The organism is Janthinobacterium sp. SUN026, from assembly GCF_030397625.1.
Classification (GTDB): domain Bacteria; phylum Pseudomonadota; class Gammaproteobacteria; order Burkholderiales; family Burkholderiaceae_D; genus Janthinobacterium; species Janthinobacterium kumbetense.
Map to the genome: position 1 here is coordinate 139,426 of NZ_JAPQNU010000001.1, position 16,871 is coordinate 156,296.

Genomic DNA, 16,871 nt, shown 5'->3' on the forward strand with positions numbered 1-16,871 from the left:
CACGCTGCTTAGATCAGCTTCCTGCTGGCCAGGATGCGGTAATCGCCGCTGCTTTTCAGCGATTCCACCAGCACCAGTTCGTCCGCCTGCCAGGCGATGGGCGCGAAGTCCTCGATGGCCGGCGGCGGCGCCTGGCGCGCCAGGGTCACGTGCGGCGTGAAGCGGTCGTGCTCGAAGTGCGGCGCCAGCCCTTGTTCCGCCAGACGCTGCATGCAGGCCGCGCGCAAGTCGAGCAAGGCGGGCGAGGGCCGCGCCAGGGCGGCCCAGGCCAGCGCCAGCTGCGTAAAATGGCTGGCGTGATCGAACAGCAGGGGCATGGCATGCGCCGGCATGTCTTCCAGAATACCCAGCAGGGCGGGCAGCTCGCTGGCCGGGCGCTGGCCCAGGAAGGCCAGGGTCAGGTGCAGCTTGTCCGCGCGCACGGGCTTGCCTTCCAGACGCGCCTGCCAGGCGGCCAGGGCCGCGCGCGTGGCCGCATTGGGCCATAGCGCGTAAAACAGGCGGGGGCAATGGGCATCGGGCGACAAGTTTTTCCTATCGTTGCGGCGGTTTGCTATTATTGGCGTTCCCTGCCGGTTCGCTGGCGCAGGGACCTCACCGAAACTCACTGAAAGAATACATCATGACGCGTAGCTCCGTTTTGTTTGCCCTGATCTGCTCCGTCGCCGCGTCGCTGGCGCAGGCACAGGCGCCAGCGCCTGTTCCCGCCTCCGCCGTCTCGCTGAGCCCCGGCCCTGTCGCCGATAAATTGATCTTGATCGACAACAAGGTCGGCACGGGCAAGGAAGCGTCCGCAGGCAACAACGTCACCGTGCATTACACGGGCTGGCTGTACCGTCCGCTGGCGAAAGATTCGCGCGGCAAGAAGTTCGACAGCTCCGTGGGCCGTGGCCCGTTCGACTTTCCGCTCGGCAAGGGCATGGTCATCAAGGGCTGGGACCAGGGCGTGGCCGGCATGAAAGTGGGCGGCAAGCGCACCCTGATCATTCCAGGCGAACTGGCCTACGGCCCGCGTGGCGCCGGCAATGGCGACATTCCGCCGAACTCGGCACTGATCTTCGACGTGGAATTGCTGGACGTGAAGTAATTGTTCAGTTTGGCGGCGGCGCATGCTCGCGCCGCCGCCATCGGCACGTAACAAAATGTTCAGGGCTAGGCGCATTGCCGAAGACAGTACGAAAGTACGGCAAGTCATTGCAACAACGCCATGAACTTTTTGTTCAGTGTCTTGAAACGCGGTAGACTGGGGTTTCTTGAAATAGCGGAGCTTCCTTCCATGAACATCGCCAACGACGTCACTGAACTGATCGGCAACACCCCCCTGGTGCGCATCAACCGCATCGCCGCCGGCAGTGTGGCCACCATCCTGGCCAAACTCGAATTCTATAATCCCGCGCACAGCGTCAAGGACCGCATCGGCCTGTCCATGATCGTTGCGGCCGAAGCCGCCGGCAAGATCCATGCCGACACCGTCATCGTCGAGCCCACCAGCGGCAACACGGGCATCGCGCTGGCCATGGTGTGCGCCGCGCGCGGCTACCGCTGCACCCTCGTCATGCCCGACACCATGAGCCGCGAGCGGCGCATCCTGCTGCGCGCCTACGGCGCCGAGCTGGTGCTCACGCCCGGCAGCGAAGGCATGCTGGGCGCCATCCGCAAGGCCGAGGAACTGGTGGCGGCCGACCCCCGCTACCTGATGTTGCAGCAATTCAATAACCCCGCCAATCCCGCCATCCACCGCGCCACGACGGCCGAGGAAATCTGGCGCGATACGGATGGACAAGTGGACATCGTCGTCGCCGGCGTGGGCACGGGCGGCACGATCACGGGCATCGGCGAAGTGTTGAAGGAACGCAAGCCTGGCCTGCAAATGATCGCCGTGGAACCGGAAGCGTCGCCGATGCTGTCGAAGGGGACGAAGGGACCGCACCCGATCCAGGGCATCGGCGCCGGCTTCGTGCCGCAGATTTTGAATACGGCCATCTACGACGAAATCATTTGCGTCAAGAACGACGACGCGTTCGCCACGGCGCGCCTGGCCGCCAGCGATGAAGGCTTGCTGGTCGGCATCTCTTCGGGCGCCGCCCTGTGGGCCGCCCTGCAAGTGGCGCGCCGTCCGGAAAACGCGGGCAAGACCATCGTCACCATCATCCCGTCGTTTGGCGAGCGCTACTTGAGCACTGCTCTGTACGCAGGCCTGGGCGACTGATTCAATAGCAGCGGCAGGGCTATCCCTTCCGCCAGCGCCCGGTTGCCCGCGTCGCCCGGGTGCAGGTGGTCGCCCGAGTCGTAGGCGGGCAGCAGGCGCAGCGGGTGCGCGGGGTCGCGCGCCCACGCATCGAAGTCGAGCACGGCGTCAAAATGGCCGCTGGCGCGTATCCACGCATTGAGTTGTTGCCGCAGCGCATCTTTGTCAATCTGATAATAGTCGCTCAGCGGCGTGCCGGGCAGGGCGCCTGCGAACGGCGTCAGGGTGGCGCCGACCACGCGCACGCCGCGGCTGCGGGCCTGGGCCACCAGCTGGGCGTAGCCGCTGGTCAGTTCCTCCAATGTCGGCCGCTGCTCCCGTGGCGCAAACGCCGTGCCGGGCCAGCTGATGTCATTGATCCCCAGCAAGACGACGACCGTGCGCACGCCCGGCTGCGCCAGCACGTCGCGCTCGAAGCGCGCCAGCGCATTGGTTCCCATGCCGTCGGACAACAGCCGCGCACCGGAAATGCCCGCATTGATCACGGCCACGCCCCGCGGCGCCAGGCGTTCGGCCAGGAAATCGGGCCAGCGCGCATCCATCCCCAGGCTGGCGCTGGCGCTATCGGTGATCGAATCTCCCAGGATGGCCACGGCTTGCGCGGCTGGCGCCGCTTCCACCTGGATGGCACTGAGTAAAAGACGCGCCGTGGTGGTGTGCACGCCGGGAGAGTCATCGATGCGCGCGGCCTGCGTCTGGTCCTGCGGGGCGATCCACGCCGTCTCGCGGCCATCCCAGTGAAACGTGGAAGTCGGGCTGGCTTGCGGCAGGTGGATGCTCACCGTCAGCCGGGCCAGGTCCGGCACGGGCAGGTCGACGGGGTCGCTGACGAGCGGCGCGCCCGGCGCCACGCTGGCCGAGGGCTGGCCGGAAAACGTGAGCGTGCGCAGGCTGCCCGCTTCGATGGCCGAACCGGAAGCGGCCAGGGCCACGGTGGCCACGCCGATGCGCAGCGGCACCTTGCCATACGCATTCGACAGCACGATGCGCACGCGGGGGCCGCCCACGCTGAGGCGCGCTACCTGGCGCACGGTGTGCCCGTGCAGCACGGCGGGCACATTGCTGGGGAAAAGGAAATCGGTGCTCCACACGGCTTGCGGGCTGGCCGTCCAGCTGGCCAGCCAGGTGGTGTCCGCATTGGCGGCCTGGGCAGGGCTTGTGCCGAGTGCCAGGCTCAGCAGGGCGGCGGGGAGGATGGGAAATCGTTGCATGGCGGCTCGCTTCATCAAAGGGAATGTCCGCATGATGCGAGCAACGCCATTTATGCACTAGACTATCTTATCGAAGAACATTTATGAGTTGAATTCACAATGGCCAGACTGGAAGTGAATCGTTCGGGCGAGCTGGAAGTGTTTGTGCGCGTGGTCGAACTGGGCGGCTTTTCCGCCGCCGCGCGCGTTTGCGGCATGACGCCGTCGGCCGTCAGCAAGCTCGTCTCGCGGCTGGAAGAGCGCCTGGGCGCGCGCCTGCTGAACCGCTCCACGCGCCAGCTGCAGCTGACGGCCGAGGGCTGCGGCCTGTACGAACGGGGCATGCAGGTGCTGGCGGCCCTGGACGAAGCCGAGCGCTGCGCCGGCGTGCAGGATGTGCCGCGCGGCAAAATACGCGTGAATGCGAACGTGCCGTTCGGCCAGCATTTTTTGTTGCCGCTGGCGCCGCTGTTTCTGGAACGCTATCCGCAGGTGACGCTCGACATCGTGCTCACGGATGCTGTGGTCGATATCCTCGAGCAGCGCACGGACATGGCCGTGCGGGCCGGTCCCCTGAAAAGTTCCAGCTTGCTGGCGCGCAAGCTGGGCCAGACGCGCATGGTCATCGTGGCATCGCCAGGCTACCTGGCGCGGCGCGGCACGCCGCTGCTGGCGGCCGACCTGGCGTCGCACAACCTGCTCGACGCCAATTACGCGCGCGCCCGCTCGGGCTGGCCGCTGCGCTTGCCCGAGGGCGACGTCGTCGTGCCGGTCACCGGCAATGCGCAGGCCAGCGATGGCGAAGCCTTGCGGCAACTGGCGCTGGCGGGACTGGGATTGGCGCGCTTGGCCGCCTTCCAGGTGCGCGGCGATATCGCGGCGGGCCGTTTGCAGGCCGTGCTGGAAGCGTTCAACCCGGGCGACAGCGAGGACGTGCATGCCGTCTTCGTGGGGCAAGGCGGGCATGTGCCGCTGCGCGTGCGCGCTTTGCTCGATTTCCTGGCGGAGAACGTCGACCTGGACTGAGGGTATCCAGGCGCATTAGGCTACAGCCGGACACGGCCGCGCAGTACAATATCGGACGGGCCGCAATGGTTCGGCCCGTATCGTGCCTTTGAATGGAAATATGTTCCTGGTAAAACCTGAACGCCGCCGCCTGCTGCAGGTGGGCGCAACCGTGGCTGTCATCGCGCTGGGCCTGGCCTCGCGCGCCTATCCCCAATTCCTTCCCGCTGCATTGGGAAAATATCCGGGCGACGCCCTGTGGGCCATGATGATCGTCTTTGCGCTGGGCGTCCTCGCCACGCGCATGCGCACGTGGCAACTGGCCTTGTGGTCTTTGCTGATCTGCTTTGCCGTGGAATTCGGCCAGCTGTACCAGGCGCCGTGGATCGTCGAGCTGCGCGCGCATCCGCTGGGACACCTGGCGCTGGGTTCCACCTTCGGCTGGGGTGATTTGATCGCCTACACGGCCGGCGTGGCCGTGGCGGCGATCATCGACAAGCTGGCGCTGTTCAAGCGCCGCTAGTCTTATTTCACGTTACCCTCAGCATCGCGCAGTTCCACGGGTGCCAGTTTGAGCTTGCTCAATTGCGGGGCGATCTTCGCCTTGTCGCCCACGCCGATGACGATCAGCTTTTCCGGCTGCAGGTATTTTTTCGCCACCTGCTGCACCTGCTTGTCCGTCACGCTGGTAAAGCGCTGCGGCAAGGTCGTGTAATAGTCGAGTCCCAGGCCGTAGATGTACGCGTTCGCCATGCTGGCGCTGATGCTGGCGTTCGTGTCGAACTGGCCCGGCAGCGACAGCACTTGCGAGTTGCGCGCATTCGCCAATTCCTTGCTGCTCAGGGGCTTGGCGATCATGGCGCGCAATTCCTTGACGGTTTCCGACACGGCCGGGCCCGTCACATCGGTGCGCACGCTGGCGGCAATCGAGAACGGCCCGGGCTGATTGCGGTACTGGAATTGCGAGCGCACGCCATACGTGTAGCCCTTTTCTTCGCGCAAGTTGGTGTTCAGGCGGCTGGTAAACAAGCCGCCCAGCGCCGCGTTCATCACTTGCAGCGGCGCGTAATCGGGCGTGGCGCGCGGCACGGCGATGGCGGACAGGCGCACGGCCGTTTGCGGTGCGCCCGGCTTGTCGACCAAGATCAATTTTGCCTTCGTCGTCTGCGGCGTGGCGGCCACGGACTGCGCCACGGTGCCTGCCTTCCAGCTGCCGAACTTCGCTTCGGCCAGCACCTTCAATTCCGCTTCGCCGATATCGCCCGAAACGATCAGCGCCGCATTGTTGGGCAGGTAATGCTGCTGCCAGAACGCTTGCAGGTCGGCGCGGCTGGCCGCCTTCAGCGCCGCTTCCGTGCCCAGCTGGATGTAGCCGTACGGATGTTGCGGGCCATACAGGGCCGCCGCTTCCACGCGGGCCGCCACGGCACCCGCGTTTTCGCGCTGCTGCGCCAGCTGTCCGATGCGGCTGGCGCGCTGGCGTTCCACCTCTTCTTGCGGGAATTGCGGGTGCAGCACCACGTCGGCCAGCACGTCGAGCGCTTGCGGGAACGTGGCTTTGAGCGATGTCAACTGGGCAAACGAGGCATCCGTGCCGGAACCGGTGCTCAGCAGGGCGCCCAGCTGCGCCACATCGTCGGCGATCTGCGGCGCGCTGCGCGTGGCAGTGCCTTCCTGCAGCAATTGCGCCGTAAAGCTCGACAAGCCCGGCTGCGCCAGCGGATTGGCGCCCGAGCCGCTCTTGATCACCAGCTGGCTGGAAACGAGCGGCACGGCCGGATTGTAGTGGTGGATCACGGTCAGGCCGTTCGCCAGGGTGAACGACTTGCCTTGCGGTAGCACAATCTTCGGTGCGGGACCGGCCTTCGGCACGGCATTGCGCCATGGCTCGTCCGCATTGATGGCCGTGCCTGGCGCAGGCTTGACCTTGCCCGGCGCCGGCGTCGGCACTTCCGCGCCAAGGTCCGGCTTGCCCGGCACGCCGTAGACGACGACGCGCGACTGGTTTTTCAGGTAGGTATCCACGGCGCGCTGCACGCCGGCCGCCGTCACCTGGCGGTAGCGCTCGATATCCTTGGCCAGGTAGCCGGGGTCGCCCAGGTACTGGTTGTATTCGTTGAGCAAGTTGGCCACGCCGCGCCCGCCCATTTTTTCCACCTGGCTCAGCATGGTGGTCTCGATGCTGTTGCGCGCCCGTTCCAGCTCCTTCTCGGTGGGGCCCTTGGCGCGCAATTGCTCCAGCTCCACTTGCAGGGCTTGCTCGATTTCCTCGGGCTGGTGGCCGGGGCGCGCCGTCGCGTCGATGGTGAAGATGGACGTGAGGGCGTTCGAGCCCTGGCTGGCGCCCACGTCCTGGGCGATCTGCTTGTCGTACACGAGCGATTTGTACAGGCGGCTGGACTTGCCGCCGGCCAGGATGTGCGCGGCCATCGACAGTTCCGCGTCATCCTTGGTGTAGGCGGACGGCGTCAGCCAGGCCATGAAGACGCGCGGCAATTCGACCCGGTCCTGCACCACGATGCGGCGTTCCTGCGTGATGGGCGGCGTCACGACATCGGGTTTCGGCACGGCCGGGCCGCTCTTGAAGCTGCCGAAGTATTTGTTGACCAGTTCCTTGGTCTTTGCCTTGTCGATATCGCCGGCGATCACCAGGCTGGCGTTGTTGGGGCCATAGTATTTGGTGAAGAAATCCTTGATGTCGGCCAGTTTCGCGTTCTGGATGTCCGCGTGCGAACCGATGACGCTGGCGTAATACGGATGGGTCTTGGGAAACAGCTGGTGGTACAGGGCTTCCTGCACGATGCCGTACGGCGCATTTTCCACGCTCTGGCGGCGCTCGTTGCGTACCACGTCCTGCTGGTTCGTCAGGGCCGTCTGGTCGAGCACGTCCAGCAGGTAGCCCATGCGGTCGGAATGCGTCCACAGGGCCAGTTCCAGCTGGTTCGACGGCACCGTGTCGAAATAATTGGTGCGGTCGAAATCCGTGCTGCCGTTCGAATCCGTGGCGCCCGCGCCTTCCAGCAACTGGTCGGCCATGCCGCGCGGCACGTGCTTGGTGGCGGCAAACATCATGTGCTCGAACAAATGCGCAAAGCCCGTCAAGCCCGGCGCTTCATTGGCCGGTCCCACGTGGTACCAGATATTGACGGCCGTGACGGGCAATTTATGGTCTTCCACGAGAATGACGTCCAGGCCGTTCGGCAAGGTGTATTTTTCGTAGGCGATATGCGGCACGGCCGTCGCGCCCAGGGGCGCCGTCGTGGCGGCCTTGGCGGCATCGGCGGCGTGGGTCAGGCTCAGGGGAGCGCCGTACAGCGACAGCAGCAGGGCGGGGAGGGCCAGCAATTTGATCGGTTTCATGCATGCTTCCAGGGATAGGTGGAGAAGACGCTGCGGCTCGCTCGTGGCTGGCGCAGCGCGACGGTGCTACGGTCGGTGCTACGGTTTATACAACAGGGCCGCGCCGCCCAGCACCAGCAGCGCGCTGGCGATGGAGACGATGGCCGCGGCGCCCAGCAAACGCCATTCGCGCGGCGTGAAGCCGGTCGGCGCTGGCGCGGGTACTGCCGGCACGGGCTGGGGCATGGCTGCCGCCGGCAAGGGCGGCAAGCCGCCCGCCGCGCGCGCCTGGGCCGCCAGCGCCTGCGTGGCGGCGTCCAGCAAGGCCAGCTGGCGCTCGACGGTTTCCGCCAGCACGGCTTCGTTCAGCGCCACCAGGGCGAATATCGGGTCATCGACGTCGATCTTGATGCCCGTCTTGTCGAATACGTGGCTGCGCAGTTTGTGCTGGTCCATCTACCACTGCACCTTGTCGAGCTGTTCGAAGATGTCGCGGTAGACGACCTTGATGCGCTGCTTTTCCATGATGTTGAACTTGTCGTTCTGCAACACTTCCTGCATCGTCAGGCGCGCCGTGTTCATTTTCTTGACGTCCGCGCCAAAGGTGTCGGGATTGCGCTGGCTCAAGGTGATGCTGCCTTTGACGCGCGCGCGGTTGTCGCTGTACGACTGCGATTCGACGAATTGCTTGCCGGACGCCGATTGCAGCAGGCCGAAGTGTTCGTTTTGCCACAGCACCAGCGGCACGGTCGTCGCTTGGGCGGTGGCGACAAAACCCGTGGCCGTATCGTGCAGGGTGTCGCCGCCGCCGACGATGGTGTGGATGTACACCTTGCGGCCCGATTCCTGCAGCAGCGAAAAACAGTCGTTTTCCAGCAGGTAGCCCATCAGCGGCGAAAACGTGTTCGCGCCATTGTCGACCACGCAGTTGCCGTCTTCTTCGAGGATATCGATCATCAGCGCGTCGAAGCGTTTCGGGTCGATGTTGCGCGCATCCGTCATCACGGGCACATGCTTGACGTTCATCGCCTTGTAGCGCGAAAAGGTGGCGTTTTCCTGATCGGTGTCATAGCAGCGCAAAGGCGTGCCGTCCTTGCCGCCTATCCACTGGGCCAGCAGGGTCGAGACGAGGGTCTTGCCAATGCCGCCCTTGCCCTGCAGGATGAAATGTACCGTGTTTTGCATTGCGACTACTCCAAGTTGTTGCGTCAGTGACAATCAAAGATCCGTGACAGCGGCGCAGGCGCCCGGCCAGGCCACGACTGGCATTTTTACCACAATCCTTTGCAAATATGCCATGCGGAACAGCGAATCTGGTTATGATGTTAATCAGGATACCATTGATACAGAGCAAGTTTTGTGTGAAAAATCCACCCCAGAGTGTGAACGAGGACGCAGTGCCGATCTCCAGTCTCGATAAAGCCGACATTGACCGTCTGAATCAGCAAGCCCTGTCTTGCCTGGTCGGCAACCGCCGCCAGGCGCGCCGGCTGGCGCAGATGGCGCTGGCGGCGGCGCAACGGCAACAGTATGCGCGCGGCGGCGCGTATGCGGAACTCAATCATTGCTGGCTGGCGTATTACGCGGGCGAGGCCGAACCGTCGTGCGAGCGCCTGGACGCGTATTTCCAGCACAGCGGCGACCTGGAAGGGGGCATGGAAGTGGCCGCCCTGCAGGGCGCGTATGCGAGCCGGCGCGGCGATTTTTCCGATGCCGAGCAGCATTTCCTGCAGGCGCGCAGCCAGGCCGCGCAGATACCCGACTCGCTGCACAAGTTCATGCTGTACGCGCGCCTGGGCGTCGATGCCTTGAACCGTGGCGATACGCAGGACGGTCCGCGCAATTTCCTGCTGGCGCTGGACATCGCCGAGCGTTTCGGCAGCCCCGCGCACCGGGTCAACAGCCTGTCGAACCTGGCCTCGTCGCAGCATGACCTCGGCAACGATGAAGACGCCATTCCCCTGCTGGTCGAGGCGCTCGAGATCATCGGCGCGCAAAAACTCAAATACCAGCAAACCATCGTTTCGGCCAACCTGGCCATGTGTTTATTAGCCACGGGCAAGCCGGCCGAGGCGCTGGCGCTGGTGGAACCGTTTTACGAGTGGCCGGAAGAAGACCTGGCCGTGCGCGCCTTTTTGTTTTGTATCGCCGCCCATGCCGCCATCCTGCTGCAACAGCCCGCCAGCGCCCTGCAATTGCTGTTGCGGGCGGAAGAATATGCGCGCCGCGGCCAGGACCTGGAAGAGCAGATGCATGCGTGGCTGGTGCGCGGCAAGCTGGACTTGCACGCGGGCCAGACGGCGCAGGCGCTGGCGTCGCTGACGCAGGCGCACAGCCTGCTGAGCTGGACGCGCAACCCGTTTCACCAGCAGCAGATCTTGCGCGGTTTGTCCGATATCAATGCCCAGCTGGGCGAATGGCAAGCCGCGTATGGTTTCCTGCAGCAATACCAGGCCGCGTACGAGGCCAGCAGCAAGTCGGCGCGCGCTTCGCGCAGCCTGATGCGCAACCTGGAAAAGGAAATGCACAGCCTGAAAGCGGAGCGCGACAAGGCGCTGGAGCTGCAGGCGGCGCGCGAGACGGAAAACGCCAAGCTCGAGCACCTGAACCGCGAACTGGCGCACCAGATCCTGCACGTCAATTCCCTGCAGGACAGCCTGAAGGAGCAGGCCATGCGCGACCACCTGACGGGCCTGTACAACCGCCGCCATTTTGAAACTTGCCTCAATGCCATTCTGCACGAAGCCGATGCGGATGCGCCCGTGGCCATCGCCATCATCGACCTGGATTTTTTCAAGCGCGTCAACGATACCTACGGGCATAACTTTGGCGATGAAGTGCTGATCCAGTTCGCGCGCCTGGTGGAAGGCCAGTTGCGCGGCAGCGACATGCTGTGCCGCTATGGCGGCGAGGAATTCTGCCTGCTGTTGCGCGAAGCCGACAGCCTCATCGCGGCGCACAAGATCGACGATATCGCCGCGCGCTACCGCCAGCTGTTGATCCAGCAAGCGCCGCACAGCTTGTCCGGCTGCACCTTTTCGGCCGGCATCGCCGAGTATCCGCGCCACGGCGCCGGCCGCCACGAATTGCTGATGCGCGCCGACAGCGCCCTGTACGCGGCCAAGCAGGCGGGCCGCGACCGCGCCTGCATCGCCGATGCTACTGGATAAAGCGCAGCAGTTCCCGCAGGGCGTGCGCCACGGCCTGCTCGCGCACGGCCTGGCGGTCGCCGGCGAAGACCCGGCGCTCTGTCTGCACGCGCCCGGCCATGGCCCAGCCGAAGCAGACGGTACCGACGGGCTTGCCCGGTACGCCGCCCGTGGGGCCGGCGATGCCCGTGGTCGAGACGGCCACCTGGGCTTCGCTGTGGCGCAGGGCGCCTTGCGCCATGGCGGCGGCCACTTCTTCGCTGACGGCGCCGTGTGCGGCGATCAGCGCGGCGGGCACGCCCAGCATGCCGGTCTTGGCCCCGTTGGAATAGGTGACGAAACCCCGTTCGAACCAGGCGCTCGAGCCGGAGATATCGGTGACGGCTTGCGCCACGCCGCCGCCCGTGCACGATTCGGCCGTGGCCAGCAGCAAGCCCCTCGCTTGCAAGGCCAGGCCGAGCGCGGTGGAGAGGGGGACGAGTTCGTTGCTCATGGATGACTCCTGCAGGCGGTGAAAATGGTGGCAAGACTGTAGCATGGCCAACGGTAAAAGAAACTTTCCCCGGTCACAGCGAAAATGCGTACACTCTTTTATACATTTGCTACCACTTCGGGCCGGCAGGCGCTCTGTCGCTGCGCCACCCTGGTGCGCATTGCTCGAACAGGCCAGCGGCATGGTGCCGCGCCTTCGTATGCATTATCTTTACTCGGTTGTCATGGCAATTCTGAACTGGACCTGGTGGCGTCATCCTGGCCCCCTGCGCCACCCCGCGCGCGGCGCCGGCCGCCGCGCTCACCGCTGGGGCTGGCTATTGCTGCTGTTGGGCGTGCTGTGCGCCGAGACGCGGGCACAGGTGCCGGGGGAGCTGGAGCGCCAGGTCAAGGCCGCGTATCTGTACAAGTTTGCCGGCTTTGTCGAATGGCCCGACGGCAGCTTTGCCCGGCCCGACGCGCCGCTGGTGATCGGCGTGGCGGGCGCCGATGCGCTGGCCGAGCAGCTCGAACAGAGCGTGGCCGGGCACAGCGTCAACGGCCGCGCCGTGCAGGTGAAAAAAGTGCGCCGCGGCGAAACGCTGGCCGGGCTGCACGTGCTGTACCTGGGCGCGCTGGAGAAGGCGGCGCTGCAGGAGATGCTGGCCGCCAGCCGTGGCCTGGCGTTGTTGACGGTGTCCGATTCGGATGAGGTCTACGCGATGGGCAGCATGATCAATTTTGTGATGGCCGAGGACAAGGTGCGCTTCGACGTGGCCCTGAAACCCGTGGCGCAGGCGCATATCCGCATCAGCGCGCGCATGCTGCTGGCCGCCTACCGCGTGCAGACGGGAGGCGCCTAGATGATACGACTGCGCTCCATCCGCCACAAGCTGATGTCGGTGGTCTTGCTGACCACCCTGGTGGCCCTCGTCATTTCGCTGGGCACCATCGTCGTCTACGACTTGCGCGCCTACCACCGCAACCTGGTGGCCGATATCAGTACCCAGGCCGAGCTGCTGGGGCACATGAGCTCGGCTGCGCTGGCCTTCGACGACGAACGCCTGGCGCTGGAAAACCTCAACCTGATGCGCATCCGCCCGCGCGTGACGGCCGGCGCCCTGTACAAGGCCGACGGCAGCCTGTTCGCCAGCTATCGCGCGAACCAGAATGTGGGCGAGCTGCCGGCGAAGGTGGGCAAGGAAGGCGAAAGCATCCAGGGCACCTCGGTGGAGCTGTTCAAGCCCATCGTCGACAATGGCGAACTGCTGGGCACCGTGTATTTGCGCGCCGATTACGAGCTGGCCGGCCGCACGGCCGATTACCTGGCCATCGCGCTGGGCGTGACGGTGCTGGCGCTGCTGGTGGCCTTGCTGCTGCTGCGCCGCCTCGATTTCGTCATCACGCAACCGATCCTCGATATCGCCGACGTGGCGCGCGAAGTGATCGAGACGGGCGACTATTCGCGCCGCGCGCGCAAGCTCAGCGTCGACGAAGTGGCGCAGCTGGTCGATTCCTTCAACAAGATGCTGGCCGAGATCGAGCTGCGCACGCAGGCGCTGGAGCGCTCGAACGGCGAGCTGGCGCGCGAAGGCGAGCAGCGCACCCAGGCGCAGCAGGAAGTCATGCGCCTGAACCAGGAGCTCGAAGTGCGCGTGCACGAGCGCACGGTGCAGCTGGAAATGACGAATGGCGAACTGGCCATGGCGATGGAAGAGGCGCGCAGCGCCAACTATGCCAAATCGGCGTTTTTGTCGTCGATGAGCCATGAATTGCGCACGCCGCTCAACGCCATCCTGGGCTTTGCGCAAATCCTCAGTTCCGACCGCCTGCCGTCGACCCTGGAGCAAAAGAAGGAGTTCGCCGGCCATATCCTGAAATCGGGGCGCCACCTGTTGACCTTGATCAATGAAATCCTCGACCTGGCGAAGGTGGAATCGGGCACGGTCAGCCTGTCGCTCGAACCGGTGGGCCTGGACGCCATCTTGCAGGAATGCCGCGACATGATCGCGCCGCTGGCCAGCCAGCGCGGCATCGGCATGGCCTTCCCCGACGCCTGCCCCCTGAACGTGCTGGCCGACCGCACGCGCCTCAAGCAGATCTTGTTGAACCTGCTGTCGAATGCGCTCAAGTACAACCGCGAGCATGGCGAAGTGAGCATCGCTTGCGCGCCGCAGGCGGGCGGGCGGGTGCGCATCAGCGTGCGCGACACGGGCGTGGGCCTCGACGGCGAACAGGTGGCGCTGCTGTTCCAGCCCTTCAACCGGCTGGGGCAGGAGGGTGGCACGGAAGAGGGCAGCGGCATCGGCCTGGTGGTCACCAAGCGCCTGGTGGAGCTGATGGATGGCAGCATCGGCGTGACCAGCGCGCCCGGCGAGGGCAGCACGTTCTGGATCGAGCTGCGCGTGGTCGATGCCTTGCCCGCGCCCGCCACCCTGGCCTTGCCGCGGCCGGACCTGGCCGGCGCGCTGCTCGAGCACAGCGCCCCCGTGACCTTGCTGTACGTGGAAGACAATCCCGCCAACCTGACCCTGGTCGAGGAAATCGTGCGCTATTGCCCGCAATTGCAGCTGCTGACGGCCACGGATGGCCGCCTGGGCGTGGAAATGGCGCGCACGCACCTGCCGCAGCTGATTTTGATGGATATCAACCTGCCGCACGTGAACGGCACGGACGCGCTGAAACTGCTGCGCGCGGATCCCCGCACGGCGCACATTCCCGTCATCGCCCTGACGGCCAACGCCATGCCGGGCGACGTGGAGCGCAGCCTGGCGCTGGGCTTTTACCGCTATCTGACCAAGCCGATCAACCTCGATGAATTTACCGAGGCGATCAACAGCACCCTGGCTTACGTGGCGCAGCAGCGCCGGCAGAAGGGAACAGGCGCGCCATGATCAGCCAGGCCGATATCTACGCGGCGAAAATTCTCATCGTCGACGACCAGGAAGTCAATTTGCGCCTGCTCGAGCATTTGCTGCAAAGCGGCGGCTACACGGCCGTCACCAGCACCCTCGACGCGCGCGCCGTGGCCGGCCTGCACCAGCGCCAGCAGTTCGACCTGATCATCCTCGACCTGGCGATGCCCGGCATGAGCGGCTACGAGGTGATGGATGCCTTGCGCCCGCTGGAACTGGAAGGCTATCTGCCCGTGCTGGTGATCGCCGCCGACCCGGACGCCAAGCTGGCGGCGCTGGAAGCGGGGGCGCGCGACTTCATCAGCAAGCCGTTCGACGCGCTCGAGGTGCTCACGCGCATCCGCAACATGCTCGAAGTGCGGCTGCTGCACCGCGCCGCGCGCCACTACAACACCTTGCTCGAACGCACGGTGGGCCAGCGCACGGCCGAACTGCAGCGCTTTCGCGGCGCCATGGACGCCACCACCGACGCCATCTTCCTCGTCGACGTGCTGGGCATGACCCTGGTCGACGTCAACGATGGCGCGTGCCGCCTGCTCGGCTATGCGCGCGCCGAACTGCTGGCGCTGGCGCCCGGCACCTTGCTGCCGTCGCCGCCGGCCCCGCCCCTTGCCGGGCTGCCGGGCGGCCCGGCGCACCTGGCCACGGAAGTGACGGAGTGCGAACTGGTGCGGCGCGACCTGAGCCTGATACCCGTGGAACTGGGCTGGCACTGGTATGCGCAGGCGCCCGTGGCGGGCGGGCAGGGCGCGGGCGGCCTGCTGCTGATCGCCGTGGCGCGGGACATCAGCGAACGGCGCCAGGCGCAGGAGCGCCTGAAGCACCTGGCCCATTACGATGGCTTGACGGGGCTGCCGAACCGCAGCCTGTTTTACCAGACCCTGGCCCAGGCCGTCGAACTGGCGCAGGAAAAAAGCTGGCGCATCGTGGTGCTGTTCATCGCGCTCGACCGCTTCAAAAGCATCAACGACACCCTGGGCGCGGCGCTGGGCGACGAATTGCTGCGCCAGTTCAGCAACCGCCTGGTCGAATGCGTGCGCCTGCGCGACACGGTGGGACGCCTGGGCAACGACGAATTCGCGCTCATATTGACCATGAGCCGCAACCAGCAGGAAGCCGTGGCCGTGGCGAACCAGGTGCGCGAAGCCTTGCGCGCGCCATTCGACTTGCGCGGCCATGCGGCCACCCTGACGGCCAGCATCGGCATCGCCATGTATCCGGACGACGCCACCGACCCGGAAACCCTGATCAAATACGCGAATACGGCCATGGGCGGCGCCAAGCAGGCGGGCCGCGACGGCTACCGCTTTTTCACGGCCGGCATGAACGTGCAGGTGCTGGCGCGCCTGGACCTGGAACTGGCGCTGCGCCATGCGCTCGAACACGAGCAATTCATCCTGTACTACCAGCCCAAGGTGGATTTGCGCACGGGCCGCATCAGCGGCGTGGAAGCGCTGCTGCGCTGGCGCCGTCCCGGCTACGGCCTGGTGGCGCCGGCCGAATTCGTGCCGGTGCTGGAAGACACGGGCCTGATCGTGCGCGTGGGCACCTGGGTGATCCAGGCCGCCTGCCGCCAGATCGCCGAGTGGCGCGACAGCGAGGTGGGGCCCGTGCACGTGGCCGTGAACGTGTCGAGCCGCCAGTTTGCCGAAGGCGACCTGGAAGGCGAAGTGACGCGGGCGCTGGCGCTGCACGGCGTGGCGCCGGAATTGCTGGAGCTGGAATTGACGGAAACGGCGCTGATGTCGAACGCCGAGCGCACCATCGTCGTGCTGGGCAAACTGAAGAAAATCGGCGTGAAGGTGGCCATCGACGATTTCGGCACCGGTTACTCGAGCCTAGCGTATCTGCAGCGCTTCCCCATCGACAAGCTGAAAATCGACATCGCCTTCGTGCGCAACATCACCAGCAACCCGAACGACGCGGCCATCGCGCTGGCCATCGTCAGCATGGCGCACAGCCTGAAACTGAGCGTGGTGGCCGAAGGCGTGGAATCGCGCCCGCAGCTGGAATACCTGCGGCGCAACCGCTGCGACGAAATCCAGGGCTTCTATTTCAGCCGCGCCTTGCCGGCGCTGGAACTGGGGCAGATGATCGTCGCCGGCGCCGGCCTGCCGCCCGGCCACGATCCGGCCGCGCAGCCCGCGCAAACCCTGCTCATCGTCGACGACGACGTCAACGTGCTGTCATCGCTGCACCGCCTGTTCCGTCCCGAGGGCTATCACATCCTCACGGCCAGCACGCCGGCCGAAGGTTTCGAGATGCTGGCCCTGCACCGCGTGCACGTCATCGTCTGCGACCAGCGCATGCCCAGCATGAGCGGCACGGAATTCCTCAGTAAGGTCAAGGAGCTGTACCCGGAAACCATCCGCATCATCCTGTCCGGTTACACGGGCCTGGAAGCCGTGCTCGATTCGATCAACCGCGGCGCCATCTATCGTTTTTATACGAAGCCGTGGGACGACACCCAGCTGCGCGACAACATCCGCCTGGCCTTCCAGCACTACTGGATGGTGAACCAGCCGGGGCTGGCGCGGGTGGCGGTGCGGTAGAA

14 protein-coding genes are annotated in these 16,871 nt (G+C 65.5%); 8 read left to right on the top strand and 6 right to left on the bottom strand.

Annotated elements, in window-relative coordinates; all coding sequences use genetic code 11:
* Nucleotides 1-8 precede the first annotated feature (8 nt).
* The gene (gene thpR, locus OX459_RS00720; protein WP_289903326.1) at nt 9-527 is read right to left on the bottom strand and encodes an RNA 2',3'-cyclic phosphodiesterase; all 519 of its coding nucleotides are present in this window, start codon (nt 525-527) and stop codon (nt 9-11) included.
* Nucleotides 528-622: 95 nt separating this feature from the next.
* Here thpR and OX459_RS00725 point away from each other — a divergent pair, with 95 nt between their 5' ends.
* Nucleotides 623-1,087, top strand: coding sequence for an FKBP-type peptidyl-prolyl cis-trans isomerase (locus OX459_RS00725; protein WP_077408663.1), 465 nt, complete (start codon nt 623-625; stop codon nt 1,085-1,087).
* 189 nt (nt 1,088-1,276) lie between these two features.
* A complete protein-coding gene (cysK, locus tag OX459_RS00730) occupies nt 1,277-2,209 on the top strand; it encodes a cysteine synthase A (RefSeq protein WP_251350139.1) in 933 nt (310 codons plus the stop codon).
* Here the strand turns inward: cysK and OX459_RS00735 are convergent.
* Nucleotides 2,170-3,459: an SGNH/GDSL hydrolase family protein gene (locus OX459_RS00735; protein ID WP_289903327.1), complete on the bottom strand. Its 1,290-nt coding sequence runs from the start codon at nt 3,457-3,459 to the stop codon at nt 2,170-2,172. The two genes, cysK and OX459_RS00735, sit on opposite strands and share 40 nt — an antisense overlap.
* A gap of 99 nt (nt 3,460-3,558) precedes the next feature.
* On the opposite strand from OX459_RS00735, the gene OX459_RS00740 reads away from it, so the two are divergent.
* Both OX459_RS00740 and OX459_RS00745 read left to right on the top strand, forming a co-directional pair.
* Complete coding sequence (locus OX459_RS00740; protein ID WP_289903328.1) at nt 3,559-4,464, top strand: LysR family transcriptional regulator; 906 nt, start codon at nt 3,559-3,561, stop codon at nt 4,462-4,464.
* Between the two features lie 100 nt (nt 4,465-4,564).
* A complete protein-coding gene (locus OX459_RS00745) occupies nt 4,565-4,966 on the top strand; it encodes a DUF2809 domain-containing protein (RefSeq protein WP_289903329.1) in 402 nt (133 codons plus the stop codon).
* A 2-nt stretch (nt 4,967-4,968) separates the two neighbouring features.
* On the opposite strand, the gene OX459_RS00750 is transcribed toward OX459_RS00745, so the two are convergent.
* The 3 genes from OX459_RS00750 to OX459_RS00760 all read right to left on the bottom strand — a co-directional run bounded on the left by OX459_RS00750 (nt 4,969) and on the right by OX459_RS00760 (nt 8,967).
* Nucleotides 4,969-7,803, bottom strand: a complete 2,835-nt coding sequence (locus OX459_RS00750) for a pitrilysin family protein (protein ID WP_289903330.1) — start codon at nt 7,801-7,803, stop codon at nt 4,969-4,971.
* 78 nt (nt 7,804-7,881) lie between these two features.
* Complete coding sequence (locus tag OX459_RS00755) at nt 7,882-8,238, bottom strand: hypothetical protein (protein WP_289903331.1); 357 nt, start codon at nt 8,236-8,238, stop codon at nt 7,882-7,884.
* Complete coding sequence (locus tag OX459_RS00760; RefSeq protein ID WP_077408658.1) at nt 8,239-8,967, bottom strand: hypothetical protein; 729 nt, start codon at nt 8,965-8,967, stop codon at nt 8,239-8,241.
* 212 nt (nt 8,968-9,179) lie between these two features.
* On the opposite strand from OX459_RS00760, the gene OX459_RS00765 reads away from it, so the two are divergent.
* Complete coding sequence (locus OX459_RS00765; protein WP_289903334.1) at nt 9,180-10,952, top strand: GGDEF domain-containing protein; 1,773 nt, start codon at nt 9,180-9,182, stop codon at nt 10,950-10,952.
* Here OX459_RS00765 and OX459_RS00770 read toward each other — a convergent pair.
* Nucleotides 10,942-11,424, bottom strand: a complete 483-nt coding sequence (locus OX459_RS00770; protein ID WP_289903335.1) for a nicotinamide-nucleotide amidohydrolase family protein — start codon at nt 11,422-11,424, stop codon at nt 10,942-10,944. The two genes, OX459_RS00765 and OX459_RS00770, sit on opposite strands and share 11 nt — an antisense overlap.
* 223 nt (nt 11,425-11,647) lie before the next feature.
* Between OX459_RS00770 and OX459_RS00775 the strand changes: the two genes are divergently transcribed.
* From OX459_RS00775 to OX459_RS00785, 3 genes are read left to right on the top strand one after another with little or no spacing between them, the layout of a single operon-like run.
* Nucleotides 11,648-12,265: a YfiR family protein gene (locus OX459_RS00775; RefSeq protein WP_180278680.1), complete on the top strand. Its 618-nt coding sequence runs from the start codon at nt 11,648-11,650 to the stop codon at nt 12,263-12,265.
* On the top strand, nt 12,266-14,296 hold the full coding sequence (locus tag OX459_RS00780; protein WP_289900163.1) for an ATP-binding protein: 2,031 nt from the start codon (nt 12,266-12,268) through the stop codon (nt 14,294-14,296).
* Nucleotides 14,293-16,869, top strand: coding sequence for an EAL domain-containing protein (locus tag OX459_RS00785; protein ID WP_289903336.1), 2,577 nt, complete (start codon nt 14,293-14,295; stop codon nt 16,867-16,869). Before OX459_RS00780 ends, OX459_RS00785 begins: the two co-directional genes overlap by 4 nt.
* The last annotated feature ends 2 nt before the right edge of the window (nt 16,870-16,871 follow it).

Excerpts from the sequence above, each read along its gene's own strand:
- OX459_RS00725 (WP_077408663.1), top strand. The coding sequence starts at position 623 with ATGACGCGTAGCTCCGTTTTGTTTGCCCTGATCTGCTCCGTCGCCGCG.
- cysK (WP_251350139.1), top strand. The coding sequence starts at position 1,277 with ATGAACATCGCCAACGACGTCACTGAACTGATCGGCAACACCCCCCTG.
- OX459_RS00735 (WP_289903327.1), bottom strand. The coding sequence starts at position 3,459 with ATGCAACGATTTCCCATCCTCCCCGCCGCCCTGCTGAGCCTGGCACTC.
- OX459_RS00740 (WP_289903328.1), top strand. The coding sequence starts at position 3,559 with ATGGCCAGACTGGAAGTGAATCGTTCGGGCGAGCTGGAAGTGTTTGTG.
- OX459_RS00745 (WP_289903329.1), top strand. The coding sequence starts at position 4,565 with ATGTTCCTGGTAAAACCTGAACGCCGCCGCCTGCTGCAGGTGGGCGCA.
- OX459_RS00750 (WP_289903330.1), bottom strand. The coding sequence starts at position 7,803 with ATGAAACCGATCAAATTGCTGGCCCTCCCCGCCCTGCTGCTGTCGCTG.
- OX459_RS00755 (WP_289903331.1), bottom strand. The coding sequence starts at position 8,238 with ATGGACCAGCACAAACTGCGCAGCCACGTATTCGACAAGACGGGCATC.
- OX459_RS00760 (WP_077408658.1), bottom strand. The coding sequence starts at position 8,967 with ATGCAAAACACGGTACATTTCATCCTGCAGGGCAAGGGCGGCATTGGC.
- OX459_RS00770 (WP_289903335.1), bottom strand. The coding sequence starts at position 11,424 with ATGAGCAACGAACTCGTCCCCCTCTCCACCGCGCTCGGCCTGGCCTTG.
- OX459_RS00775 (WP_180278680.1), top strand. The coding sequence starts at position 11,648 with ATGGCAATTCTGAACTGGACCTGGTGGCGTCATCCTGGCCCCCTGCGC.
- OX459_RS00780 (WP_289900163.1), top strand. The coding sequence starts at position 12,266 with ATGATACGACTGCGCTCCATCCGCCACAAGCTGATGTCGGTGGTCTTG.
- OX459_RS00785 (WP_289903336.1), top strand. The coding sequence starts at position 14,293 with ATGATCAGCCAGGCCGATATCTACGCGGCGAAAATTCTCATCGTCGAC.